At 39.3% G+C, this 19,242-nt stretch carries 17 protein-coding genes and 1 pseudogene; 14 read left to right on the plus strand and 4 right to left on the minus strand.

All coding sequences use genetic code 11. From position 1 onward, the window contains the following. From FJ218_07240 to aroF, 9 genes are all read left to right on the plus strand, one after another. Nucleotides 1–1,099: aminotransferase class I/II-fold pyridoxal phosphate-dependent enzyme (locus FJ218_07240; protein MBM4166692.1), on the plus strand; the 1,099-nt coding region annotated here is incomplete at its 5' end. A 122-nt stretch (nt 1,100–1,221) separates the two neighbouring features. After that, complete coding sequence (locus tag FJ218_07245; GenBank protein ID MBM4166693.1) at nt 1,222–1,734, plus strand: TlpA family protein disulfide reductase; 513 nt, start codon at nt 1,222–1,224, stop codon at nt 1,732–1,734. Beyond that, nucleotides 1,731–3,362 (plus strand): hypothetical protein, encoded by a 1,632-nt coding sequence (locus FJ218_07250; GenBank protein ID MBM4166694.1) that lies wholly within the window; start codon nt 1,731–1,733, stop codon nt 3,360–3,362. Before FJ218_07245 ends, FJ218_07250 begins: the two co-directional genes overlap by 4 nt. A 522-nt stretch (nt 3,363–3,884) precedes the next feature. Next, a complete protein-coding gene (trpE, locus tag FJ218_07255) occupies nt 3,885–5,357 on the plus strand; it encodes an anthranilate synthase component I (GenBank protein MBM4166695.1) in 1,473 nt (490 codons plus the stop codon). Between the two features lie 58 nt (nt 5,358–5,415). Beyond that, nucleotides 5,416–5,988, plus strand: coding sequence for an aminodeoxychorismate/anthranilate synthase component II (locus FJ218_07260; GenBank protein MBM4166696.1), 573 nt, complete (start codon nt 5,416–5,418; stop codon nt 5,986–5,988). 71 nt (nt 5,989–6,059) lie between these two features. Continuing rightward, nucleotides 6,060–7,067, plus strand: coding sequence for an anthranilate phosphoribosyltransferase (trpD, locus tag FJ218_07265; GenBank protein MBM4166697.1), 1,008 nt, complete (start codon nt 6,060–6,062; stop codon nt 7,065–7,067). 87 nt (nt 7,068–7,154) lie between these two features. Continuing rightward, nucleotides 7,155–7,946: an indole-3-glycerol phosphate synthase TrpC gene (gene trpC / locus FJ218_07270; GenBank protein ID MBM4166698.1), complete on the plus strand. Its 792-nt coding sequence runs from the start codon at nt 7,155–7,157 to the stop codon at nt 7,944–7,946. A gap of 38 nt (nt 7,947–7,984) precedes the next feature. Beyond that, complete coding sequence (locus FJ218_07275) at nt 7,985–8,638, plus strand: phosphoribosylanthranilate isomerase (GenBank protein MBM4166699.1); 654 nt, start codon at nt 7,985–7,987, stop codon at nt 8,636–8,638. A 28-nt stretch (nt 8,639–8,666) separates the two neighbouring features. Further along, on the plus strand, nt 8,667–9,680 hold the full coding sequence (gene aroF / locus FJ218_07280; protein ID MBM4166700.1) for a 3-deoxy-7-phosphoheptulonate synthase: 1,014 nt from the start codon (nt 8,667–8,669) through the stop codon (nt 9,678–9,680). A gap of 602 nt (nt 9,681–10,282) precedes the next feature. Here aroF and FJ218_07285 read toward each other — a convergent pair. Further along, on the minus strand, nt 10,283–12,052 hold the full coding sequence (locus FJ218_07285) for a T9SS type A sorting domain-containing protein (protein MBM4166701.1): 1,770 nt from the start codon (nt 12,050–12,052) through the stop codon (nt 10,283–10,285). A gap of 487 nt (nt 12,053–12,539) precedes the next feature. Between FJ218_07285 and FJ218_07290 the strand changes: the two genes are divergently transcribed. The 5 genes and pseudogenes from FJ218_07290 (at nt 12,540) to FJ218_07310 (ending at nt 17,223) form a co-directional block, all read left to right on the plus strand. After that, complete coding sequence (locus tag FJ218_07290; protein ID MBM4166702.1) at nt 12,540–12,929, plus strand: four helix bundle protein; 390 nt, start codon at nt 12,540–12,542, stop codon at nt 12,927–12,929. Continuing rightward, entirely contained in the window at nt 12,926–14,161 is a 1,236-nt protein-coding gene (gene trpB, locus FJ218_07295) for a tryptophan synthase subunit beta (GenBank protein ID MBM4166703.1), read from the plus strand. The genes FJ218_07290 and trpB overlap by 4 nt, the downstream gene beginning before the upstream one ends. Before the next feature lie 94 nt (nt 14,162–14,255). Then, complete coding sequence (locus FJ218_07300) at nt 14,256–15,053, plus strand: tryptophan synthase subunit alpha (protein MBM4166704.1); 798 nt, start codon at nt 14,256–14,258, stop codon at nt 15,051–15,053. 71 nt (nt 15,054–15,124) lie between these two features. Continuing rightward, nucleotides 15,125–16,174, plus strand: a pseudogene (gene aroC / locus FJ218_07305) (chorismate synthase). A gap of 290 nt (nt 16,175–16,464) precedes the next feature. Then, nucleotides 16,465–17,223 carry a prephenate dehydrogenase gene (locus FJ218_07310; protein ID MBM4166705.1) on the plus strand — a complete coding sequence of 253 codons (759 nt, stop codon included), beginning with the start codon at nt 16,465–16,467 and terminating at the stop codon, nt 17,221–17,223. Nucleotides 17,224–17,234: 11 nt separating this feature from the next. Here FJ218_07310 and FJ218_07315 read toward each other — a convergent pair whose 3' ends face one another. The 3 genes from FJ218_07315 to FJ218_07325 all read right to left on the minus strand — a co-directional run. Beyond that, the gene (locus FJ218_07315; protein MBM4166706.1) at nt 17,235–18,128 is read right to left on the minus strand and encodes a DUF4835 family protein; all 894 of its coding nucleotides are present in this window, start codon (nt 18,126–18,128) and stop codon (nt 17,235–17,237) included. A gap of 50 nt (nt 18,129–18,178) precedes the next feature. Then, nucleotides 18,179–18,919: a ComF family protein gene (locus tag FJ218_07320; protein ID MBM4166707.1), complete on the minus strand. Its 741-nt coding sequence runs from the start codon at nt 18,917–18,919 to the stop codon at nt 18,179–18,181. Between the two features lie 117 nt (nt 18,920–19,036). Then, nucleotides 19,037–19,242 (minus strand): hypothetical protein (locus tag FJ218_07325; protein ID MBM4166708.1); only part of this gene is annotated, 206 nt, incomplete at its 5' end.

Consider the following 19,242-nt stretch of genomic DNA (forward strand, 5'->3'; position numbering starts at 1 on the left):
AATACACGGCGCAGTTTCAATGCCGATATTTCAATCGTCAACGTTTGAATATGCTGGCGAAAAAACTTACGATGATGTGCGCTATATACGACTGAATAACACACCGAATCATATTGTGTTGCACAAAAAATTAGCCGCGCTCGAAAATGCGGAATCCGCGCTTGTTACTGCCAGCGGAATGGCGGCGATTTCTACTGCGTTGCTTTCTGTTTTGCAATGCGGCGACCATCTGCTTGTGCAAAATTGCTTGTACGGAGGAACGCATACTTTTATCACGCGCGATTTTTCTTCGTATGGAATATCGTTCGATTTCATCAACGAAGGCGATGGAAATGAATGGAAAAAGAAATTGCGTTCAAACACAAAAGCAATTTATGTGGAAGCAATTTCAAATCCGTTGATGCAGGTTTTCAACTTGCAGGACGTTGTACGTTTTGCACAAGAACATCAACTTGTTTCGCTCATAGATAATACCTTCGCAACTCCCGTCAATTTTCGTCCTGCAGAATTAGGATTTGATTTGTCGTTGCATAGTTGCACAAAATATATGAACGGACACACGGATATTGTTGCAGGAGCCGTAATAGGAAAGAAAGAACTTATTCAAACAATTACTCATCGCCTCAATCATCTTGGCGGCTCGCTGGATCCACACGCTGCATTTCTTTTACATCGCGGATTGAAAACTCTTGCGCTTCGTGTTCGTTTTCAAAATGAAAGCGCGTTACGCGTGGCGCAATTTCTTGAACAGCATCCAAAAATTTCAAACGTAAATTATCCGGGACTCGTTTCAAACGCACAACATTTGCGGGCAAAAGATTTATTCGACGGTTTCGGTGGAATGTTGAGTTTCGAACTCCGCGGAAATGTGAGCGACGCAGAACATTTCATAAAGAATGTTACTCTCCCGATAGTTGCACCAAGTCTCGGCGGTGTTGAAACGTTAATCACACGTCCCGTTACTACATCGCACGCTGGAATGTCAAAAGAAGAACGTGACAAACTTGGAATTACCGACACGTTGATTCGCATTTCCATCGGGATCGAAGCAACGGAAGATTTGCTCGAAGATTTTGAAAACGCATTGAAATTCGTGTAAGTATCATTTTGTGTTCACGTCTTCAATAAAAAAACTTCGTGCTTTTTTTTTCACCGCAACCGCGATAAGGAGTGTAAAGAAATTCATTTCATATTCTTCCTCAATTTATTTCATCATTTATAATGAAACTTAATATCTTTTTTCTCATCTTCTTTCTTTCTTCCATCACTTTTTCGCAGGAATCAACTATTGATTTCACGCTAAAGAATATTGAAAACGAAGACATCATTTTCAGCGAACATCTTGGCAATGGTCCTATCTACATCAGTTTTTGGGCATTATGGTGCGAGCCGTGCAAAGCGGAAATGAAAATTCTGCAAAAACTTTTCGAAAAATACCATACTGACGGACTCACCGTTTTCGCAATCAATCGCGACACACCGAAAAGTCTTGCAAAAGTAAAAGCGTATGTTTCTTCGCAGGAATATTCCGTTCCGATATTACTTGACCCGAATGCGGAAGTATTTGAAAAACTCAACGGGCAAGCGATTCCGTATTCCGTTTTACTCGATGCGAAAGGAAATATCGTCAAAACACGTACAGGATTTTTGCCCGGCAATGAAAAAAATATTGAAGACGACATTGTGAAATTACTTCCCGAAAAAAAATCACTGAACGACGAGGATTCGCATTGAAATATTTTTTCTCCAGAATTATTCTTGCGTTTTTTTTCGCAACAACTTTTTCATTCGCACAAAATATTACGACTTCCGTATCCAACGCGCTTCGATACGGAACGGGAAAAGAAAACGTCGGCGAAGCGGGACAATTTGAAATAACGAAAGAATATCTCGACAACATTTCAGACGTGCGATTGTTTGCATCAAATTTCACTCTTGGGTTTCGTTTGGAAATGAGCAATCCTCCGGAGTTTGGAATTCCGTTCCGCGGACTAAGAAAAAAATACATTGAGTTTCAAAAAGAAAATTTCAGTGTGCGCGCAGGCGATTCGTACGCATTATTCGGAAGAGGACTCACGCTGAATTTATTTGAAAACCGTACGCTCGCATTTGATAACAGCGTTGAAGGAATCCGCGCAACCTATCGAAAAAAAAATTTTTCCGCTGCCATTCTTGGCGGCGACATTCATTTTGTTGAACCAAGCACGATTCTCATTCCTCCGTTGCGAAAAGAAAATTATCAGTTGCGCGCTGCAACAACGGAAGTGAATATCCTCAAACAATTTTCTTTGGGAACAAGTTACACGTGGGCAAAAGGATTTCTTCCGACATTTATTCCTGAAATCAATGATACAATTATTGCAAATATTCCGGAAGTTTTCGCATCATTACGGTTTCCGTTTGCCGATGCATTTGTTTCATTCGCTGAAAAAAAGACGCGCATTGGAAATGTTGATAGTGCCGTTGGAAGCGCATTGTATCTTGCGTTTTCACATTCGGGAAAACAATATGGCATTACGATGGAATACAAAAATTATCACTTCGATATTGTGCATCCTTTCAATCCAAGTTTTTCCAACATATTTCGACCGACGCGGATGCTGCCGTTTCAAAATCCGCCGACCGTACATAAAGAACACTCGCTCACGCTACTCACGCGGTATCCGCATTTGGTCAATTTCAACGATGAAGTTGGGTTGCAACTTGATGGATTTTTTGCATTGAACTCAACAGTAACGCTCAATGGAAATTTTTCGATGGCAAGCAAACATTCTGCATACGAAATCAACTGGAATAATTTTCAGTTGAAAAAATTATCGCGCGGAAAATCGTGGCTTCCTTCGCTTGCAAAAGAACGCTCGCCGTTTTGGGAATTGTATTTCGATGTAGATTATTTTTTCAAGGGAGAAGACTCGTACGTAAAAATCGGCTACGACCGACGCAACGAAATCGTGTACGAAATTTTTGCCGTTGAACACGAACAATATCAACGCATCACCGTTGTTCCGTTCATTGTTCAATATACTTTTGATGAGATTTGGAGTACAAAAATTTCTTCCGAACAACAATGGCTGAATAAATTTCCGACAAAGAAACGCTACTTCACGCAACTCATTTCGATGCAGATTTCCCGCTCGCCGGATATTTCATTCGGATTCCGTTATGAATTTACCAATAGTCCCAACGAGCCAATGAAAAAAAAGAACTGGCTCGTGTTCGAATGTGGTTATCGCATCGGAACAAGTCATACATTAACGTTTGCGTACGGAAGCGAACGCGGAGGTCAAGTATGTTCCAACGGAATTTGCAGAACTGTGAATCCTTTCAACGGCGCACGCTTCTCGATGGCAAGCCATTTTTAAGTTGCACAATTGGTTCGGCAGAATTGCTTATGCTTTGATTGCCGATGTCGTATTGTTCTCTTCAGGAATTATTCCCAATTTTTCTTTTGAAAAATTTTAGGAGAGTTGATATGCTTAAAATTCTGTATCGTTGATGCGAACGGCAATGAACACTTTTTCTTTTCCCTCATTGATACTAACACAACAAGCGGCGCGTATTTTTACAAACTTCCTACAAACGTATTTTCTTAAACGAGAAAAATGATATTATCGAAATAATTGATGCCAAAAATTTTTTCATTCTTTTCTTGCAATTCTCAAAAAAACTTCGCATTTTTGGCTCAAGTTATTAGACACACTATGGACTTTCAACTCAAACATTATTCTGTTGTACTGCTAAACTGTATGAATTCATATTGGCGGCAATTGTTTTGTACTAGTATTCTTGGTGTGGAAAAAAGCGTAACATAGTAACCAACAACTATTGTCAGGCCCTTCTTGCAAAAAACCAAGAAGGGTTTTTTTGTTTTCTTCACGTTTAAAATGAACTTTGGACAATTTCAAAACCTCGCACGACAATGCAACGTCATTCCGCTCGTGAAAACAATTCTTGCGGATATGTTCACGCCTGTTTCCGTGTACTCACGAGTGCGAGAAGAAAGTTCATCGTCGTTTCTTTTTGAAAGTGTCGAAGGAAATGAAAAGATTGGGCGATACTCGTTTATCGGCATTCAACCTCGTGTAACAATTCAATCTAGAAATGGAGAAACAGAAATTCTTTTCTCGAACAGAAAGAGAAAAATGCGAGAAAATTTTTTCGTTGCGTTGGAAGAATTGTTGGGAATGTATTCTTTCCCAAAAGAAGAAAATAAATTATTGCCGCGATTCAAAGGAGGATTTGTGGGATTCATCGGTTACGATATGATTCGTTTCATTGAAACATTGCCAAGGAAATTCGACGACGAGAAATCGCTCGATGCGAGTTTAAGTCTGTTTGCATTCATTCTTGCATTCGATCACGTTACTCAGCAGTTGCATATCATTCATAATGTTCTTCTCGATTCTTCGCTTTCGCTTCATCATCAGTTTTCGGAAGGAATGAAATTGCTATCAGAGATGGAAGAAAAAATTTTTCGGAATGAATTTCCGGCAATACAGAAGAAACGATTTTCTGCAAACATCAGAGAAATGACTTCCAATGCTTCAAAAAAAGAGTTTGAAGAAAATGTGATGCGCGCGAAAGAATATATTTTCTCCGGTGATGTATTTCAAGTCGTGTTGTCGCAGCGCTTTGAAATTCTCTACGAAGGAGATACGCTTCAAATGTATCGTGCGTTGCGTGTTATAAATCCATCGCCATATTTATATTTTCTTGATTTTGGAAATGAAAAAATAATCGGCTCATCGCCGGAAATTTTGGTGCGAACAGAAAGCGGAATTGCAGAAACGTATCCGATTGCGGGAACACGTCCACGCGGGAACAATGATGACGACGACAAACGCATAGAAGAAGAATTACTCGCCGATGAAAAAGAAGACGCAGAACACATTATGCTTGTGGATTTGGGAAGAAATGATTTAGGAAAAGTGTGCGAGAAAAATTCCGTGAACGTTGAGCGAATGAAATTTATTGTTCGGTATTCGCACGTAATGCACATCGCATCAAAAGTTGTCGGAAAAATTTCAACAGGAAAATCATCGCTCGATGTGTTCAAAGCAACGTTTCCCGCGGGAACAGTAAGTGGAGCGCCAAAAGTTCGCGCGATGGAAATTATTGACGAACTGGAAACGACAAAACGCGGAATGTATGCCGGCGCGGTTGGGTATTTCGATTTTTCCGGAACGATGGATGTGTGCATTGCGATTCGAACAATTTTTGCAACGAAGCAAAAATTATTCATTCAAGCGGGGGCGGGAATTGTCGCCGACTCAATTCCCGAACAGGAATTTTTTGAAAGCGTGAATAAAGCGAAAGCGTTAATTAAAGCGATTGAACTTGCGAATGATATCACTTGAAATTATTGTGATTATTAAAATGAAATTACAATTCGCAATTGGAAATTGAAAATTGAAAATGATTCTTATAATAGACAACTACGATTCTTTCACGTACAATCTTGTGCAATTAATAGCGCAACACACTGATGAGTATGAAGTTTTTCGTAACGATAATATTTCTGTCGATGAAATTACAAACAAAAATCCGCGAGGAATTTTGATTTCACCGGGACCGAAACGTCCCGAAGATGCCGGAATTTGTGTTGAACTTATTCGGAAATTAGGAAACGAAATTCCAATCTTCGGTGTGTGTCTTGGTTTGCAAGCTATTGGTTTTGCGTTCGGCGGAAACATTATTCGCGCAAAAGAATTATTGCACGGAAAAACGTCGCTCATTCATCACGATGGAAAAACAATTTTTGAAAACATTCCCAATCCATTTGTTGCAACGCGTTATCATTCGCTTGCGATAGATGAAAAAAGTTTTCCGCGTGAATTAGAAATTTCCGCAAGAACAAACGACGGAACAATAATGGCATCGCGGCATAAAACATTGCCTATCGAAGGCGTACAATTTCATCCCGAATCTATTTTGACGATTGAAGGACCGAAAATAATTTCCAACTGGATGAAATTCGTGAATCGTTAATTGTGAATTTCTATACGTCGCCCTTAAACACAACAACTTGCAACTTGTAACTCGTAACTCGAAACTATCGTATGAAAGAGTTTATCAAAAAAGTTAGCGACGGAAACAATTTGTCGCGTGAAGAAGCGCAACAAGCAATGCTCGCAATAATGAACGGCGAGGCAACGGAATCACAAATTGCGGCGTTGTGTATTGCAGAAAAAATGAAAGGCGAAACTACGGATGAACTTCTCGGCTTTGTCGAAGTGATGCGTGAAAAGTCGCTGAAAATTTTTTGCGATGCAGAAAACACGATTGATATGTGCGGAACCGGTGGCGATTCGAGCGGAACGTTCAACATATCTACTGTTGCATCATTTGTTGTTGCAGGTTGCGGAATTCCTGTCGCGAAACATGGCAATCGCTCTGTTTCAAGTTTATCTGGAAGTGCGGATGTGTTGAAAGAACTCGGCGTGAACATTGCGCTTTCACCGGAACAATGTGAGCAATGTTTGAACGAAATCGGTATTGCATTTCTCTTTGCGCCTACGTTTCATCCCACAATGAAGCACGCCGCAAAACCACGCAGTGAACTCGGAATGAAAACGTTTTTCAATATGCTCGGACCAATGGCAAATCCGGCAAATGTTCAACGCCAAGTTGTTGGAACGTTTTCAATTTCCGCTGCATACAAAATTGCGGAAACGTTTTCCAAACTCAACGCGAAAAAAGTTTGTGTCGTTCACGCAAGCGATGGACTCGATGAGGTTTCGCTGACGTCGGAAACAATGATTGGAGAAGTGAACAATGGAAAAATTTCAGAATGGAAATTTCATCCGCGTGAAGTTGGATATGCAACATGTTCGCTGGAAGAGTTGAAAGGAAATTCCGCAAAAGAAAATGCAGAAATCGCGTCGCGAATTTTGAATGGAGAAAAAAGTTCAGCCAGAAATATTGTTGTATTGAATGCGGCGTTTGGATTGTACGTTGCAGAAAAAGTAAAAACGATTCACGAGGGAATATTTCTTGCCGAACAATCCGTTGATTCTGGGAATGCGATGGAGAAGTTGAATGAGTTGATAAAACTTTCGATAAGTTAATGCTAACCAGTTTGTCATTCCCGCGCAAGCGGGAATCAAAAGTGTTTTGATTTTGGATTTCCACTTACGTGGGAATGACATTTAATAATGATTACAATTCTTGATGAAATAGTTTCGAATAAAAAAGAAGAAGTGCGGCGACGAAAACAGCGCGGGATTTCCGAATTGAAAGAACGCGAAATGTTTTTTCGAGCAACGCTTTCACTTCGTTCTGCATTAGAAAAAACGACATTGCCGATTGGAGTGATTGCCGAAGTAAAAAGAAAATCTCCCTCTGCGGGAATTATTCGTGAAGATTTTTCGAGTGAACAAATTGCAAAAGAGTATGAAGAATATTTTGCTTCGGCGATTTCAGTTTTAACAGATGAAAAATATTTTGGAGGTTCGTTGAATGATTTGGAAAAGGTTCGCAACGCTGTTCAACTTCCATTGTTGCGAAAAGATTTTATAATTGATGAAGTGCAAATCTACGAAGCGAAGTCATTCGGTACAGACACAGTGTTATTGATTGCAGATATACTTTCCAAAATGCAGTTGGAAGAATTATTTCTTTCCGCAAAAGAATTAGGAATAGAATCGCTTGTAGAAATTTATGAGCCGAATTCTCTTGATAAAATAAATTTCGATGAAATAAAACTACTTGGAATCAACAATCGCAATTTGAAAACAATGGAAGTGGATTTAAAACACACGAAAGACTTAATCCCATTAATACCGAGTGAAACTGTTATTGTAAGTGAAAGTGGAATAAAAACTTCGGAAGATATTGTACGATTGAAAAGCTTTGGTGCAAAAGGAATTTTAATCGGTGAAACATTGATGAAAGAGAAATCGCCGGGAAAAGCGTTAAAAGAATTGATGAAAAGATGTGCGATATGAGATATGGGATTTGAGTTTTGAGTTTTGATAAAAATAAAATGACGAATGAGCCAGCAAACGAAAAAACGAGAAAACCATTCGTAAAAATCTGCGGCATTACAAATATCGAAGATGCAATGTTTTGTGCAGAGCTTGGCGCGAATTATTTGGGATTTATTTTTTACGAAAAATCTCCGCGATGTGTTTCACTGCAGGCGGCGAAAGAAATTGCTCGACAACTTCCGAAAGGAATAAAAAAAGTTGGCGTGTTCGTGAATATGAATTCACTTGGTATAAAACAGATTATTGAAAATGTTGGATTGGATATGATTCAACTTTCTGGAAATGAAATGAAAGAAGATTGTGTTGGCTTTGATGTTCCTGTAATAAAATCGCTTGCGATAAATTCAGATGAAGATTTCGAGAATGCAAAACAATTTTCTGTTGAAGCAATTCTTGTTGATGCAAAAACAGAAAACGAATTTGGCGGAACGGGAAATCGCAGCAATTGGGACGCGGCGAAACGATTGAAATCGTTTCACAAAATTTTTCTTGCCGGTGGATTGAATCCCGAAAACATTCGAGCAACAATTACAACCGTTCAGCCGTTTGCCGTTGATGTGAACAGCGGAGTAGAAAGTTTTCCCGGGAAAAAGGATAAAACAAAACTCACGAAATTATTTCAAGAAATAAATGCTTTGCTTAGCTGTTAATTTTTCAATTATAATTTTTCAATGAACTATGCTTATCGTAATGAAACTCGACGCAACGAAAAATCACATCGAATGCGTCAAAGAAAAAATTATTAAACTCGGATTTGAACCGCATGAAATTCCTGGGGTACAGCGTGTTGCCATTGGTATCACGGGCAACAAAGGAAAAATTGAAGCAGAACAATTTCTGTTGCTCGAAGGAGTTGCCGATGCGATTCCCGTTTCCAAGCCGTACAAACTCGTTTCGCGCGAAGTGAAATCGGAAAACACAATTGTTAAAATTTCTCCGTATGAAATCGGCAATAAAGAACTCTCGCTCATTGGTGGTCCGTGTTCCGTGGAAAACCGCGAACAAGTTTTTACAACGGCAAATGCAATTCGTGAAATGGGAGTCGTGTTTTTTCGCGGAGGAGCGTATAAGCCGCGTTCATCGCCGTATGCATTTCAGGGTTTGAAAGAAGATGGATTGGAATTGTTGAAAGAAGTGCGTGAAAAAACCGGAATGAAAATCGTAACCGAAGCAAAAGATACCGCAACACTTACTCTCGTCGCGGAAGTTGCAGACATTATTCAAATCGGCGCGCGCAATATGCAAAATTATTCGTTACTCGAAGCCGCCGGTGAATTACGAAAACCGATTCTTCTCAAGCGTGGACTTTCTGCAACGATTGAAGAATTGCTGATGAGTGCGGAATATATTTTGCATCGTGGAAATTACAACGTGATTCTTTGCGAACGCGGAATCCGCACATTTGAAACCGCGACGCGGAATACACTCGATTTAAATGCAATTCCCATCATCAAAAAACTTTCTCACTTGCCTGTGATTGTTGACCCAAGTCATGGTATTGGTTTGTGGGAAGGAGTGTTGCCGATGTCGCTCGCGGCAATTGCGGCTGGTGCTGATGGATTGATTATCGAAGTTCATCACGAGCCGGCAGTTGCGTTGAGCGATGGATATCAATCATTGAAACCGAAACGGCTTCACGAATTGATTACCAAACTCAAATTGTTGGCGCCAGTTGTGGGGAGAAGTTTTTAGTTGCGAGTTGCGAGTTACAAGTTTCAAGTTGCGAGTTACAAGTTGTTTAAATTAAGTTTTTATTTTATTTACAATTTCATCCTCATTTGCAAAAATATTTATGAGCAGTTTTAAAACATTTGAAGAAAACAAGTAATATCAAGCGAAGAAATTTTTACTTCGGGATATTATACGCAATCTCTTTACTTAAGAAAAAAATTTATATTCCAAAACCTTAGTAGTAAAAACGCCACTTACTCTTTTGACCTTATTACTTTATTCTGAAAAGAAGGTAATAAGGTTACGTGTGTTCTGTGTTATCTGTTACTACTAAGGTTTGCCAAATAAAAAACCCGAAAAGCATTTGAAACTTTCAAGTCTTTGCAGAACTAGATTTCATCTTATTTACTGATTTAAGCAAAAATGTAGTTCCGTAGGAACGAAATGTTTATAGAAAATTTGTCTGGCACTATTTGAACTCCGTAGGAGTGAAATGTAATTTCCATTTCGCCCCGATGGGGCTTGCGTTTTCGTAGTATCCAAGTTTTATAAACATTCCATCCCTACGGGATTATCTAAACAAACCTTTATTCAAAAAATCTCTCTTGCGTAACATCAGTTATTTATTTTAGCAAAATCATTTTCTTCGTTTCCATTTTATTGCCCGCAGTTAACTGGTAAAAATACATTCCGCTTGGATATGTTTCTGCATTCCATTGCACGGAATAATTTCCGGCTTCTTTTCTTTCGTTCACAAGTGTTGCAATTTCATTGCCGAGAATGTCGTACACTTTTATAGTGACAAACGACGAACTTGGAACTTGAAATTGAAAATTTGTAACGGGATTGAAGGGGTTGGGGTAGTTTTGAGATACCTCTATATTTTTCGGATTAGTTTGTAAATCATCGTCTATAGATACCACTGTTGTTGTGTGACAATTCCAGGTTGTTGACCATGAACTTGTCCCGGCACTATTTGTTGCATTTACTCGCCAATAATAAGTAGTGTTAGCTAACAAGGTCTCTACTAGGTATGAAGTTCCAGATGTTGTTGTATTTGTAAAAGGAGACGAAAAATTTTGATTATCGTCCACTTGTAAGGTATAACTAGTTGCACCGCTTGACGAGTTCCAACTAAATGTTCTTTTTCTGGAAATACTTGCCCCGTTTGGTGGGTTTAGAAGCGCTGGGGCAGACGGAGGTACAGGAACTATGAAATTCCAAACAGAGGACCAATTACTAGTTCCCCCTGAATTAGAGGCACGTACCCTCCAATAATGTGTTTGGCCAGTAGTAAACCCCTGTAATATCTTTGATGTAACAGTTATATTGCTCTCATCATAGACTGTTGTATTAAAAGAAGTTGTTAGCGATACTTGTAATTGATAATAAGTTGCTCTATTGGTCGAGTACCATGCTAATGTTACTGGTTGCAAAATGGTACTTCCACTTGTTGGAGACATAAGAACTGGCGAAGACGGAGGAATTTGAACTTGAAAACTCCACTCGCTTGACCAAGAACTTGAAAACGATCCATTTTCAGAACGTACTTTCCAATAATATGTTTTATTATGTTCAAGCCCAAAAACAGTATACTCTGAATTTGTGATTCCTGATTCATTTACTACGTTTCCGCTACTTGTTCTTACTTGTAAACCATATGAATCCACAGAAGAAACTGGATCCCAATCTAATGTTACATCGGAATTTGCAACCGTTGCCCCATTGGTCGGGAAAAATAAGCTAGGTGCAGTTAATTGATTTACGGTGATTACTCTTACATATACTGGCCAACCTTGCTGATCTATATAACTTGAAGTTGAGGGAGAATTTATATAAGTACAACTAGTACCGATTTTATGCATTGCAGATCTTACGTAGACATTAAAACTTCCCGTTTGTTTTGGAATTATTCCTACTGTAAGAGTATTGGTTTCATTCGTGACCCAATTACCATCATTAGTTTCTGCAAATAAATATTGAGCCGTCATTTGTTGACATGAGCTATTATAAATTTGTTGTCCAGCAGATCTCTCTTGATATCCTGGGGCATCTGGCGGACCAATTATTTTTCGAACATACATCGTATCATTTTGGTTAGTCATGGAGGGAAAAGAAAGTGTAATTCCACCATCGTCGCTATTTGCCGATCCATCGTTAATTACGGTTACTGTAATTCGAGATTCATCCCCTAAGATTATGACAGGATTTTCCATTGAAATAGTTACGGTGGGATGAGGTTGTTGAGATTGAGTAAGGGTTGAAAACATTACTGAAATAAAAAAAATGATGAGTAAAAAAGATTGGTTCTGCATCTTAATTTTCCTTTCAAAGAAAATAGATTTTTTTGGTTGCTTGTTAATTGTGGTTAGTTGCCGTAACCAAAACAACATAACCGAAACTCGTATGTCATTTTAAAAACAAAAAAGGACGTAACCATCGTTACATCCTATTCTGAGGTACTGACTTACCCATAAGCAAAGACGTAAGAGGCCACGTCCATTGCTGGACGTAGTCTGCTTGTTCTTGCTTATTTGAAAAGTGTCAGTTTTCAGAATAGAACGCAGCAAAAAAACTACGTTACAATTTTGTTTTCGAATTATTTACATCATAAATACATTCAAGTTTTGTTGGCTCGAATAATTTGCGGGCAAAATCTATATAGAAAGTTTTAATTCTCCAAATCTATTTTTTTTAGAAACCATTGAAATCTTATTTTGTTCTGTTTTTGGTTTTCAGTAGTTTTAGTGAGTGAAAAATTAGTCTCAAGCGAAGAGGCAAAGGAAATTTTATAGTTACGAGTTACAAGTTGCAAGTTGTTTAAGTTTAGTTTTTGTTTTTATTTTATTTACAATTTCATTTTCATTCACAAAAATATTTATGAGTAGTTTCAAAACATTTGAAGAAATCGAAGCGTGGCAGAAAGCGCGAGAAATTTCGAAACAGATTTATAGCATATCAAACCACGGCACGTTCAAAAAAGATTTTTCTCTGAAAGACCAGATTCACCGAGCAAGTGTTTCGATAATGTCAAACATCGCCGAAGGATTTGAGCGCGACGGTCGAAAAGAGTTTATTCAGTTTCTATCCATAGCAAAAGGTTCTGCCGGTGAAGTTCGCTCTTTACTTTATGTTGCTCTCGACAATGATTACATAAACAAAGATGAATTCAAAACACTGTACGACAAAGCAAAAGAAATTGGAAAAATGCTTGGCGGTTTAATCAACTATCTTCGCAGTTCAACAATAAAAGGAAGTAAATTCGAATGAAGCGACAACTCGTAACCCGCAACTCGCAACTCGTAACTCATTACTCGCAATTTCCAGATAGTAAAGGACACTTCGGAAAATTCGGCGGTCGCTTTGTTCCCGAGACATTGATTGCCTCGCTTGATGAACTTGAACTTGCATACAACAAAGCGAAGAAAGAAAATATTTTTCAAAACGAATTCCATTCTCTCTTACAAGATTTTGCTGGAAGACCAACGTCGCTTTATTTTGCAGAACGATTGAGCGCGCAATTTCGCAACACAAAAATTTATTTGAAGCGCGAAGATTTGTGTCATACGGGAGCGCACAAAATCAACAACACCATCGGACAAATTCTTCTTGCAAAAAAATTGAAAAAGAAACGCATCGTTGCAGAAACCGGCGCGGGACAACACGGAGTCGCAACTGCAACTGTCGCAGCGAAAATGGGGTTCGCGTGTGTCGTGTATATGGGAACGAAAGATATGGTGCGGCAGGAAATGAACGTGAAGCGAATGCAATTGCTCGGCGCAGAAGTTCGCGGCGTAACATCGGGAACGCAAACGCTGAAAGATGCAACTAACGAAGCGATTCGTGATTGGGTTACGAACGTGCGCGATACGTTTTACGTGCTTGGTTCGGTTGTCGGTCCGCATCCGTATCCAATGCTTGTGCGCGATTTTCAAAAGGTGATTGGCGAGGAAACGCGCAAACAAATTTTGAAAAAAGAAAAACGTCTTCCCGATATTCTCGTTGCATGCGTTGGCGGTGGAAGTAATTCGCTCGGATTATTTTTTCCATTCTTGAATGATGATGTAAAAATGTTTGGCGTTGAAGCCGCAGGACTTGGACTTGATACGGAACAACACGCGGCAACACTCACGAAAGGAAAACCGGGAGTTCTGCACGGCTCGTTCAGTTATCTTTTGCAAAATCACGATGGACAAATTCTTCCCGCACATTCTATTTCTGCGGGACTCGATTATCCCGGCGTTGGTCCCGAACATAGTTATTTGAAAGAAACTGGTCGCGTGCAGTATGTTTCTGTTACCGATGATGAAGCTCTCGATGCAGTGTTTGAACTCACGAAGTTAGAAGGAATTTTTCCTGCGCTCGAATCTGCACACGCGCTTGCGTATTTGAAAAAACTAAAACTCGCAATTCGTAACTCGAAACGTGAAATCCTCATCGTTGTAAATTTATCGGGACGCGGAGAAAAAGATTTGCCGACGATTTTACAAAATATAAAATAACTCTGCGAATGCTTTGCGACCTCTGCGCCTCTGCGTTTTAATCTTTACAACGCAGAGGCGCAGAGAACGCTGAGAAACACAGAGAAAAATTGCAATGAATAAACTTACTTCAAAACTACAATCACTCAAAAACGAAAAGAAGAAAGCACTTTCCATTTTTCTCACGGCGGGATTTCCAACAAGAGAGAAAACTATTTCGCTTGTGAAGGCAATTGAACGCGGCGGCGCAGATATTTTGGAATTGGGAATTCCGTTTTCTGACCCGCTTGCCGATGGACCGACGATTCAATTCAGTTCGCACATTGCATTGGAAAATGGAGTAACGCTTTCAAAAATATTTTCTATAGTGAAAGAGATACGCACGTTTTCTGAAATGCCAATCGTATTGATGGGATATACAAACTCATTGCTCGCTTTTGGAATTGAAAATTTTTTTGCTTCTTGTTCAGCATTTGGTGTTGATGGAATTATCGTTCCCGATTTACCGCTTGAGGAATCTCAAGAAATTATTTTACAAGCGAAAGAAAAAAACGTTTCCCCAATTTTTCTCGCTGCGCCGACAACAACGAATGAACGCTTGAAACTTCTCGATGAGAATTCGACGGGATTTTTATACTGCGTTTCGATAACCGGAGTTACGGGAGCGAGAAGAAATATTTCTCAACAGGCGAAAACATTTTTGAAACGCGCAAAGAAAGTAGTGAAGAAAAATCCGTTGCTTGTCGGTTTTGGAATTTCTTCAAAAGAAGATGCGCAGCAAATGAAAAATTTTTGTGATGGAATAATTGTCGGCAGCGCGTTAATAAATGTTATTCGTGAAAGTAAGAAGAATGAAATGGAAAAGAATGTGGAGAAATCTGTGAGAGAATTGCGAAGAGGATTGGATGAGTAGAATTTCTCTCAAAGACGCAAAGATGCAAAGTAAGTTTTTTAATTTTTCACTTTTAACTTTTCATTGAATTTATGGCTGGAAATTCCTTTGGAGAATTATTTCGTATTACAACGTTTGGTGAAAGTCACGGCAAAGCGGTTGGCGTAATCATTGACGGCGTGAAACCGAATCTTGATTTTTCCGTTGATGAAATTCAGCGCGAACTTGACCGACGACGACCGGGACAAAGCAACGTTACAACAGCGCGGAACGAAGCGGATAGAGTGGAAGTGTTGAGCGGCGTGTTTGATGGAAAAACTTTGGGAACGCCAATTTGCTTACTCATTCGCAACACCGACCAACGCTCGAATGATTACGAAGCCATTAAAAATTTATTTCGTCCGGGACACGCGGCGTACACATATTTGTCGAAGTACGGCATTCACGATTATCGCGGAGGAGGAAGAAGTTCGGCGCGAGAAACTGCTGGACGTGTTGCATCGGGAGCGTTGGCAAAACAAATTTTGAAAAAGAACGGCATCGAGATTTTCGCATACACAAAACAAGTCGGGAATATTATTGCGAACAAAATTGACGTGAACGAAATCGAAAAAAATGTCGTGCGTTGTGCGGATAAAGATGCGGCGAAAAAGATGGAGAGAAAAATTCTTCGCACAAAAAAAGAAGGTGATTCGATTGGCGGCGTTGTGGAATGTGTGGTAAAAAATTGTCCCGTTGGTTTGGGCGAACCGGTGTTTGATAAACTCGAAGCGGAACTTGCTAAAGCGATGCTCTCGATTCCTGCAACGAAAGGATTTGAAATTGGTTCGGGATTTGCTTCGGCGAAAATGAAAGGCAGCGAACACAACGATGAATATTATGTTGATAAAAAAGGGCGAGTGCGAACACGAACAAATTATTCCGGCGGCATTCAAGGAGGGATTTCCGATGGCGAAGATATCGTGTTTCGTGTTGCGATTAAACCGGCATCATCAATTTTGAAAGAACAGAAAACAATTTCCGTTGATAAAAAATCGGCGACGATAAAAACCGAAGGACGACATGACCCGTGTTTATGTACGCGCGCAGTTCCTGTGATTGAATCAATGGCGGCGCTTGTGATAACAGACCATTTGATGCGACTTCAAATGTTGAAAGATGAAAATGCGTTGAGTGATGTTCGTCGTTCAATTGATTTGATTGACGATAATATTTTGATTCTTCTTGCACAACGACAATCGCTTGTTGCAGAAGTTGCGAAAATAAAAAACTATCAAAAGAAATTTATTGTGGATGTAAAACGCGAAGCAGAAATCAAGAAGCGATTATTTCATTACGCGGGAAGTGCGGGACTCGATACAGAATTTGTCGAAGAAATTTTTCATTCAATAATAAAAAATTCACGAGCAATACAAGAAAGGTTTGTGAAGAAATGAAAAAGAAGTCAGTAGTTAGTAGTCAGAAGAAAGTAGTTGGGTTAATTGGCTTTGGGCGTTTTGGAAAATTTCTTGCCCGGCATTTGTCGGAGAAATTTTCTTTGGTTGTTTTTGATTCTTCGTTGAAGCCAAATTCAAAAAAAGAGAAGAATATTTTTTTCGGTTCGATAGAAGAAGTTACTACGCAGAAAATAGTTATACTTGCTGTTCCAATAAATCAAATAAAAAATGTTTTGAAGAAAATTTCTCCGTTAGTTCAAAATGATGCGTTGTTGATTGATGTTTGCTCGGTAAAAGAAAAACCTATTGCGTGGATGAAAAAACTTCTTCCGAAAACGGTTTCAATTCTCGGAACGCATCCTATGTTTGGTCCCGATAGCGCAGCAAACGGAATACAAGGAAAAACGATTGTGCTTTGTCCGGGAAGAATTGCAAAAACAAAACTTCTCGGAATTCAACAAGGATTGAAAAAAGTTGGATTGAATGTAATCGTTACAACGCAAACGGAACACGATAAACAGGTTGCATACACGCAAGCATTAGTTCATTTCTTTGCGCGAAGTTGGAATGCAATGAAACTTCCTTCACCAAAAATCACAACGGAAAGTTTTTTGAAGTTGAATCAAATTTCTCAAACACTAATGAACGATTCGGAAGAATTGTTCAAAGATATGTTTCACTACAATCGTTTTTCGAACGATGTGAGAAAAAAAATATGGACTGCGTTCTCTTCATCGGAAAAGAATTTCGTGTGAAGTGATTTCTATTATTTTAATTTCGCTTTATATTCATCGTACGTCTTTTGATGCGAGGGGTCGTACACGCTAAGCCGGGTAAAAATTTCTGCATCATTGTACGTGAGGAATGTATCGGCAATTTCCAAATATTTTGTGTCGAAAAAAAACTTGATAGAATAACTTCGTGTATTCAGTTTTTTACGAAGTTTCGCAATTGCTTCGAGCGATGAAAGAATTGTTGCCTTTGCTTCACGCGGTTTTTCTACAAATACATCAAGCCCGTTGTAATGGTAATCGTACATCGCAACGCGAAGAGGGGCGTATGCAGAGTTCAGCAATTCATTGACAAGTTGCACGCGATTGTAATTCCCTCCGCTTGTTGCTTCCCATCCGTTGGAAGACGTGCCCGTCGCCATTGTTGAAATGTTCATTGCTTTCTGATAATATTTTGTCCCGCTTAACTTTTCGTATGTGTCGAAATCAATACCAAGAAGGAGATACAAATAAAAATCCACAAAACTGGCAACTTCATCGAAGCGAAATTCATTATGGTCAAGTCGTTGATTTCGCGTAAAAACAAATTGCCATTTGTCATCGGCAATGCGCGCTTCAATAGAATTTTTCGGCGACTTATAAATTTTTCGCTGCGTTCCCCAAAACACATTCGCCTGATACCGAAAATTTTCATCACTTGTAACGAACACGATACTCATCGAGCAACTAATTTTTTCGTTGTCCCAATCGTTTCCCGACCAACGATACGAATTGATGTACTCTTCCAAATTTCTTTCAAAGTCTTGAAGGTTTTCGCGGAAGCGTTCGGAAAGTTGGTGCATATCAACCGTTACATCGCATTCAAATTCTTGTGCAAGCGAAACATTTCCCCACAAAATAAAAACGAGAAAAAAGAAATAGTTCTTCATAAAAATTCTTAAAAAGTTCGGCGATAATATAAAGAAATGCTGTGCGACGTTCAATTCTGCGTACCGTGAATATTTTCTTCCTGAAATGCTGTTACTGCAACCGAAACCGCATAAACATTTTTCACGCCGGAAGATTTCAACGCCCGCGCCGCCGAAGAAATTGTTGCTCCCGTTGTAATTACATCGTCAACGAGAATAATGGATTTGTTGTGAATTTCTTTGTAAAATTTTTCCTTCACGGCGAAAACTTCTTTCACGTTTTCCTGGCGTTCTTGAAAATTCAAATGCGTTTGCGATTGTGTGTATTTGTTGCGCGAAAGAAATTTTGATGCAACAGGAATTTTTGTAATTGAGGAAATTCCTTTTGCAACAAATTCACTTTGGTTGTAACCGCGTTCTCGTAGTTTCAGTTTGTGTAACGGAATTGGAATAAGAAAATCTGCATTGGGAAAACTATTTTCGTGTTTCAATTTTTCACCGAGACGTTTTCCTAATTCAAAACCGAATGTTGTCCGTTGTTCGTATTTCAATCCGTGAATAATATCTTGAATACGTTTATTCTTCTCAAACAAAAAATACGATTGAAAACCATCGAGCGCGTTATGTTGTGAAAATTGTTTTTTCTTTTCAATAAATATCGGTTCGTTTTCCGAAAGCGGAGTAAGTTCGTTCCAGCACTTGTTGCATACGCGAAGTTCTTCATTGCTCATTGTTTGATTGCAGAGAAGGCAAACGTTGGGAAAAATAAAATTGCGGAGAGAGAAGAGCAAGGAGAACGGAGCGCGGAACATTGTGAAAGATGTGAGATTTGGGATGTGAGTTTTATTTTCTCGGTGAGCCGTTGTGTTCTTAGTGACTTAGCGGTAAAAAAAATAAAACCACTAAGACACAGATTACACTAAGAAGCACTAAGTTTTCTTATTCAACATTTTCAATCTCGCGATCTCATCTCTCAACTGCGCGGCGCGTTCAAATTCAAGTTCTTTTGCGGCGCGTTTCATTTCGGTTTCGAGTTCTTCGAGTAAATCTTTTTTCTGCTCGCTCGATAAATAACGCACAACGGATTCGGCAACACCATCACGCAAAAACTCGCGCGAGTTTTTTCCTTGATGTT

The organism is Ignavibacteria bacterium, from assembly GCA_016873775.1.
Taxonomy (GTDB): Bacteria; Bacteroidota; Ignavibacteria; order UBA10030; family F1-140-MAGs086; genus JAGXRH01.

Bases quoted from the DNA above. Each gene is read 5' to 3' on its own strand.
- FJ218_07315 (MBM4166706.1), bottom strand. From the start codon at position 18,128: ATGAAGAACTATTTCTTTTTTCTCGTTTTTATTTTGTGGGGAAATGTT.
- FJ218_07275 (MBM4166699.1), top strand. From the start codon at position 7,985: ATGACGAATGAGCCAGCAAACGAAAAAACGAGAAAACCATTCGTAAAA.
- FJ218_07260 (MBM4166696.1), top strand. From the start codon at position 5,416: ATGATTCTTATAATAGACAACTACGATTCTTTCACGTACAATCTTGTG.
- trpB (MBM4166703.1), top strand. From the start codon at position 12,926: ATGAAGCGACAACTCGTAACCCGCAACTCGCAACTCGTAACTCATTAC.
- trpE (MBM4166695.1), top strand. From the start codon at position 3,885: ATGAACTTTGGACAATTTCAAAACCTCGCACGACAATGCAACGTCATT.
- trpD (MBM4166697.1), top strand. From the start codon at position 6,060: ATGAAAGAGTTTATCAAAAAAGTTAGCGACGGAAACAATTTGTCGCGT.
- FJ218_07310 (MBM4166705.1), top strand. From the start codon at position 16,465: ATGAAAAAGAAGTCAGTAGTTAGTAGTCAGAAGAAAGTAGTTGGGTTA.
- FJ218_07320 (MBM4166707.1), bottom strand. From the start codon at position 18,919: ATGTTCCGCGCTCCGTTCTCCTTGCTCTTCTCTCTCCGCAATTTTATT.
- trpC (MBM4166698.1), top strand. From the start codon at position 7,155: ATGATTACAATTCTTGATGAAATAGTTTCGAATAAAAAAGAAGAAGTG.
- FJ218_07300 (MBM4166704.1), top strand. From the start codon at position 14,256: ATGAATAAACTTACTTCAAAACTACAATCACTCAAAAACGAAAAGAAG.
- FJ218_07285 (MBM4166701.1), bottom strand. From the start codon at position 12,052: ATGTTGTTTTGGTTACGGCAACTAACCACAATTAACAAGCAACCAAAA.
- FJ218_07290 (MBM4166702.1), top strand. From the start codon at position 12,540: ATGAGTAGTTTCAAAACATTTGAAGAAATCGAAGCGTGGCAGAAAGCG.
- FJ218_07245 (MBM4166693.1), top strand. From the start codon at position 1,222: ATGAAACTTAATATCTTTTTTCTCATCTTCTTTCTTTCTTCCATCACT.
- aroF (MBM4166700.1), top strand. From the start codon at position 8,667: ATGCTTATCGTAATGAAACTCGACGCAACGAAAAATCACATCGAATGC.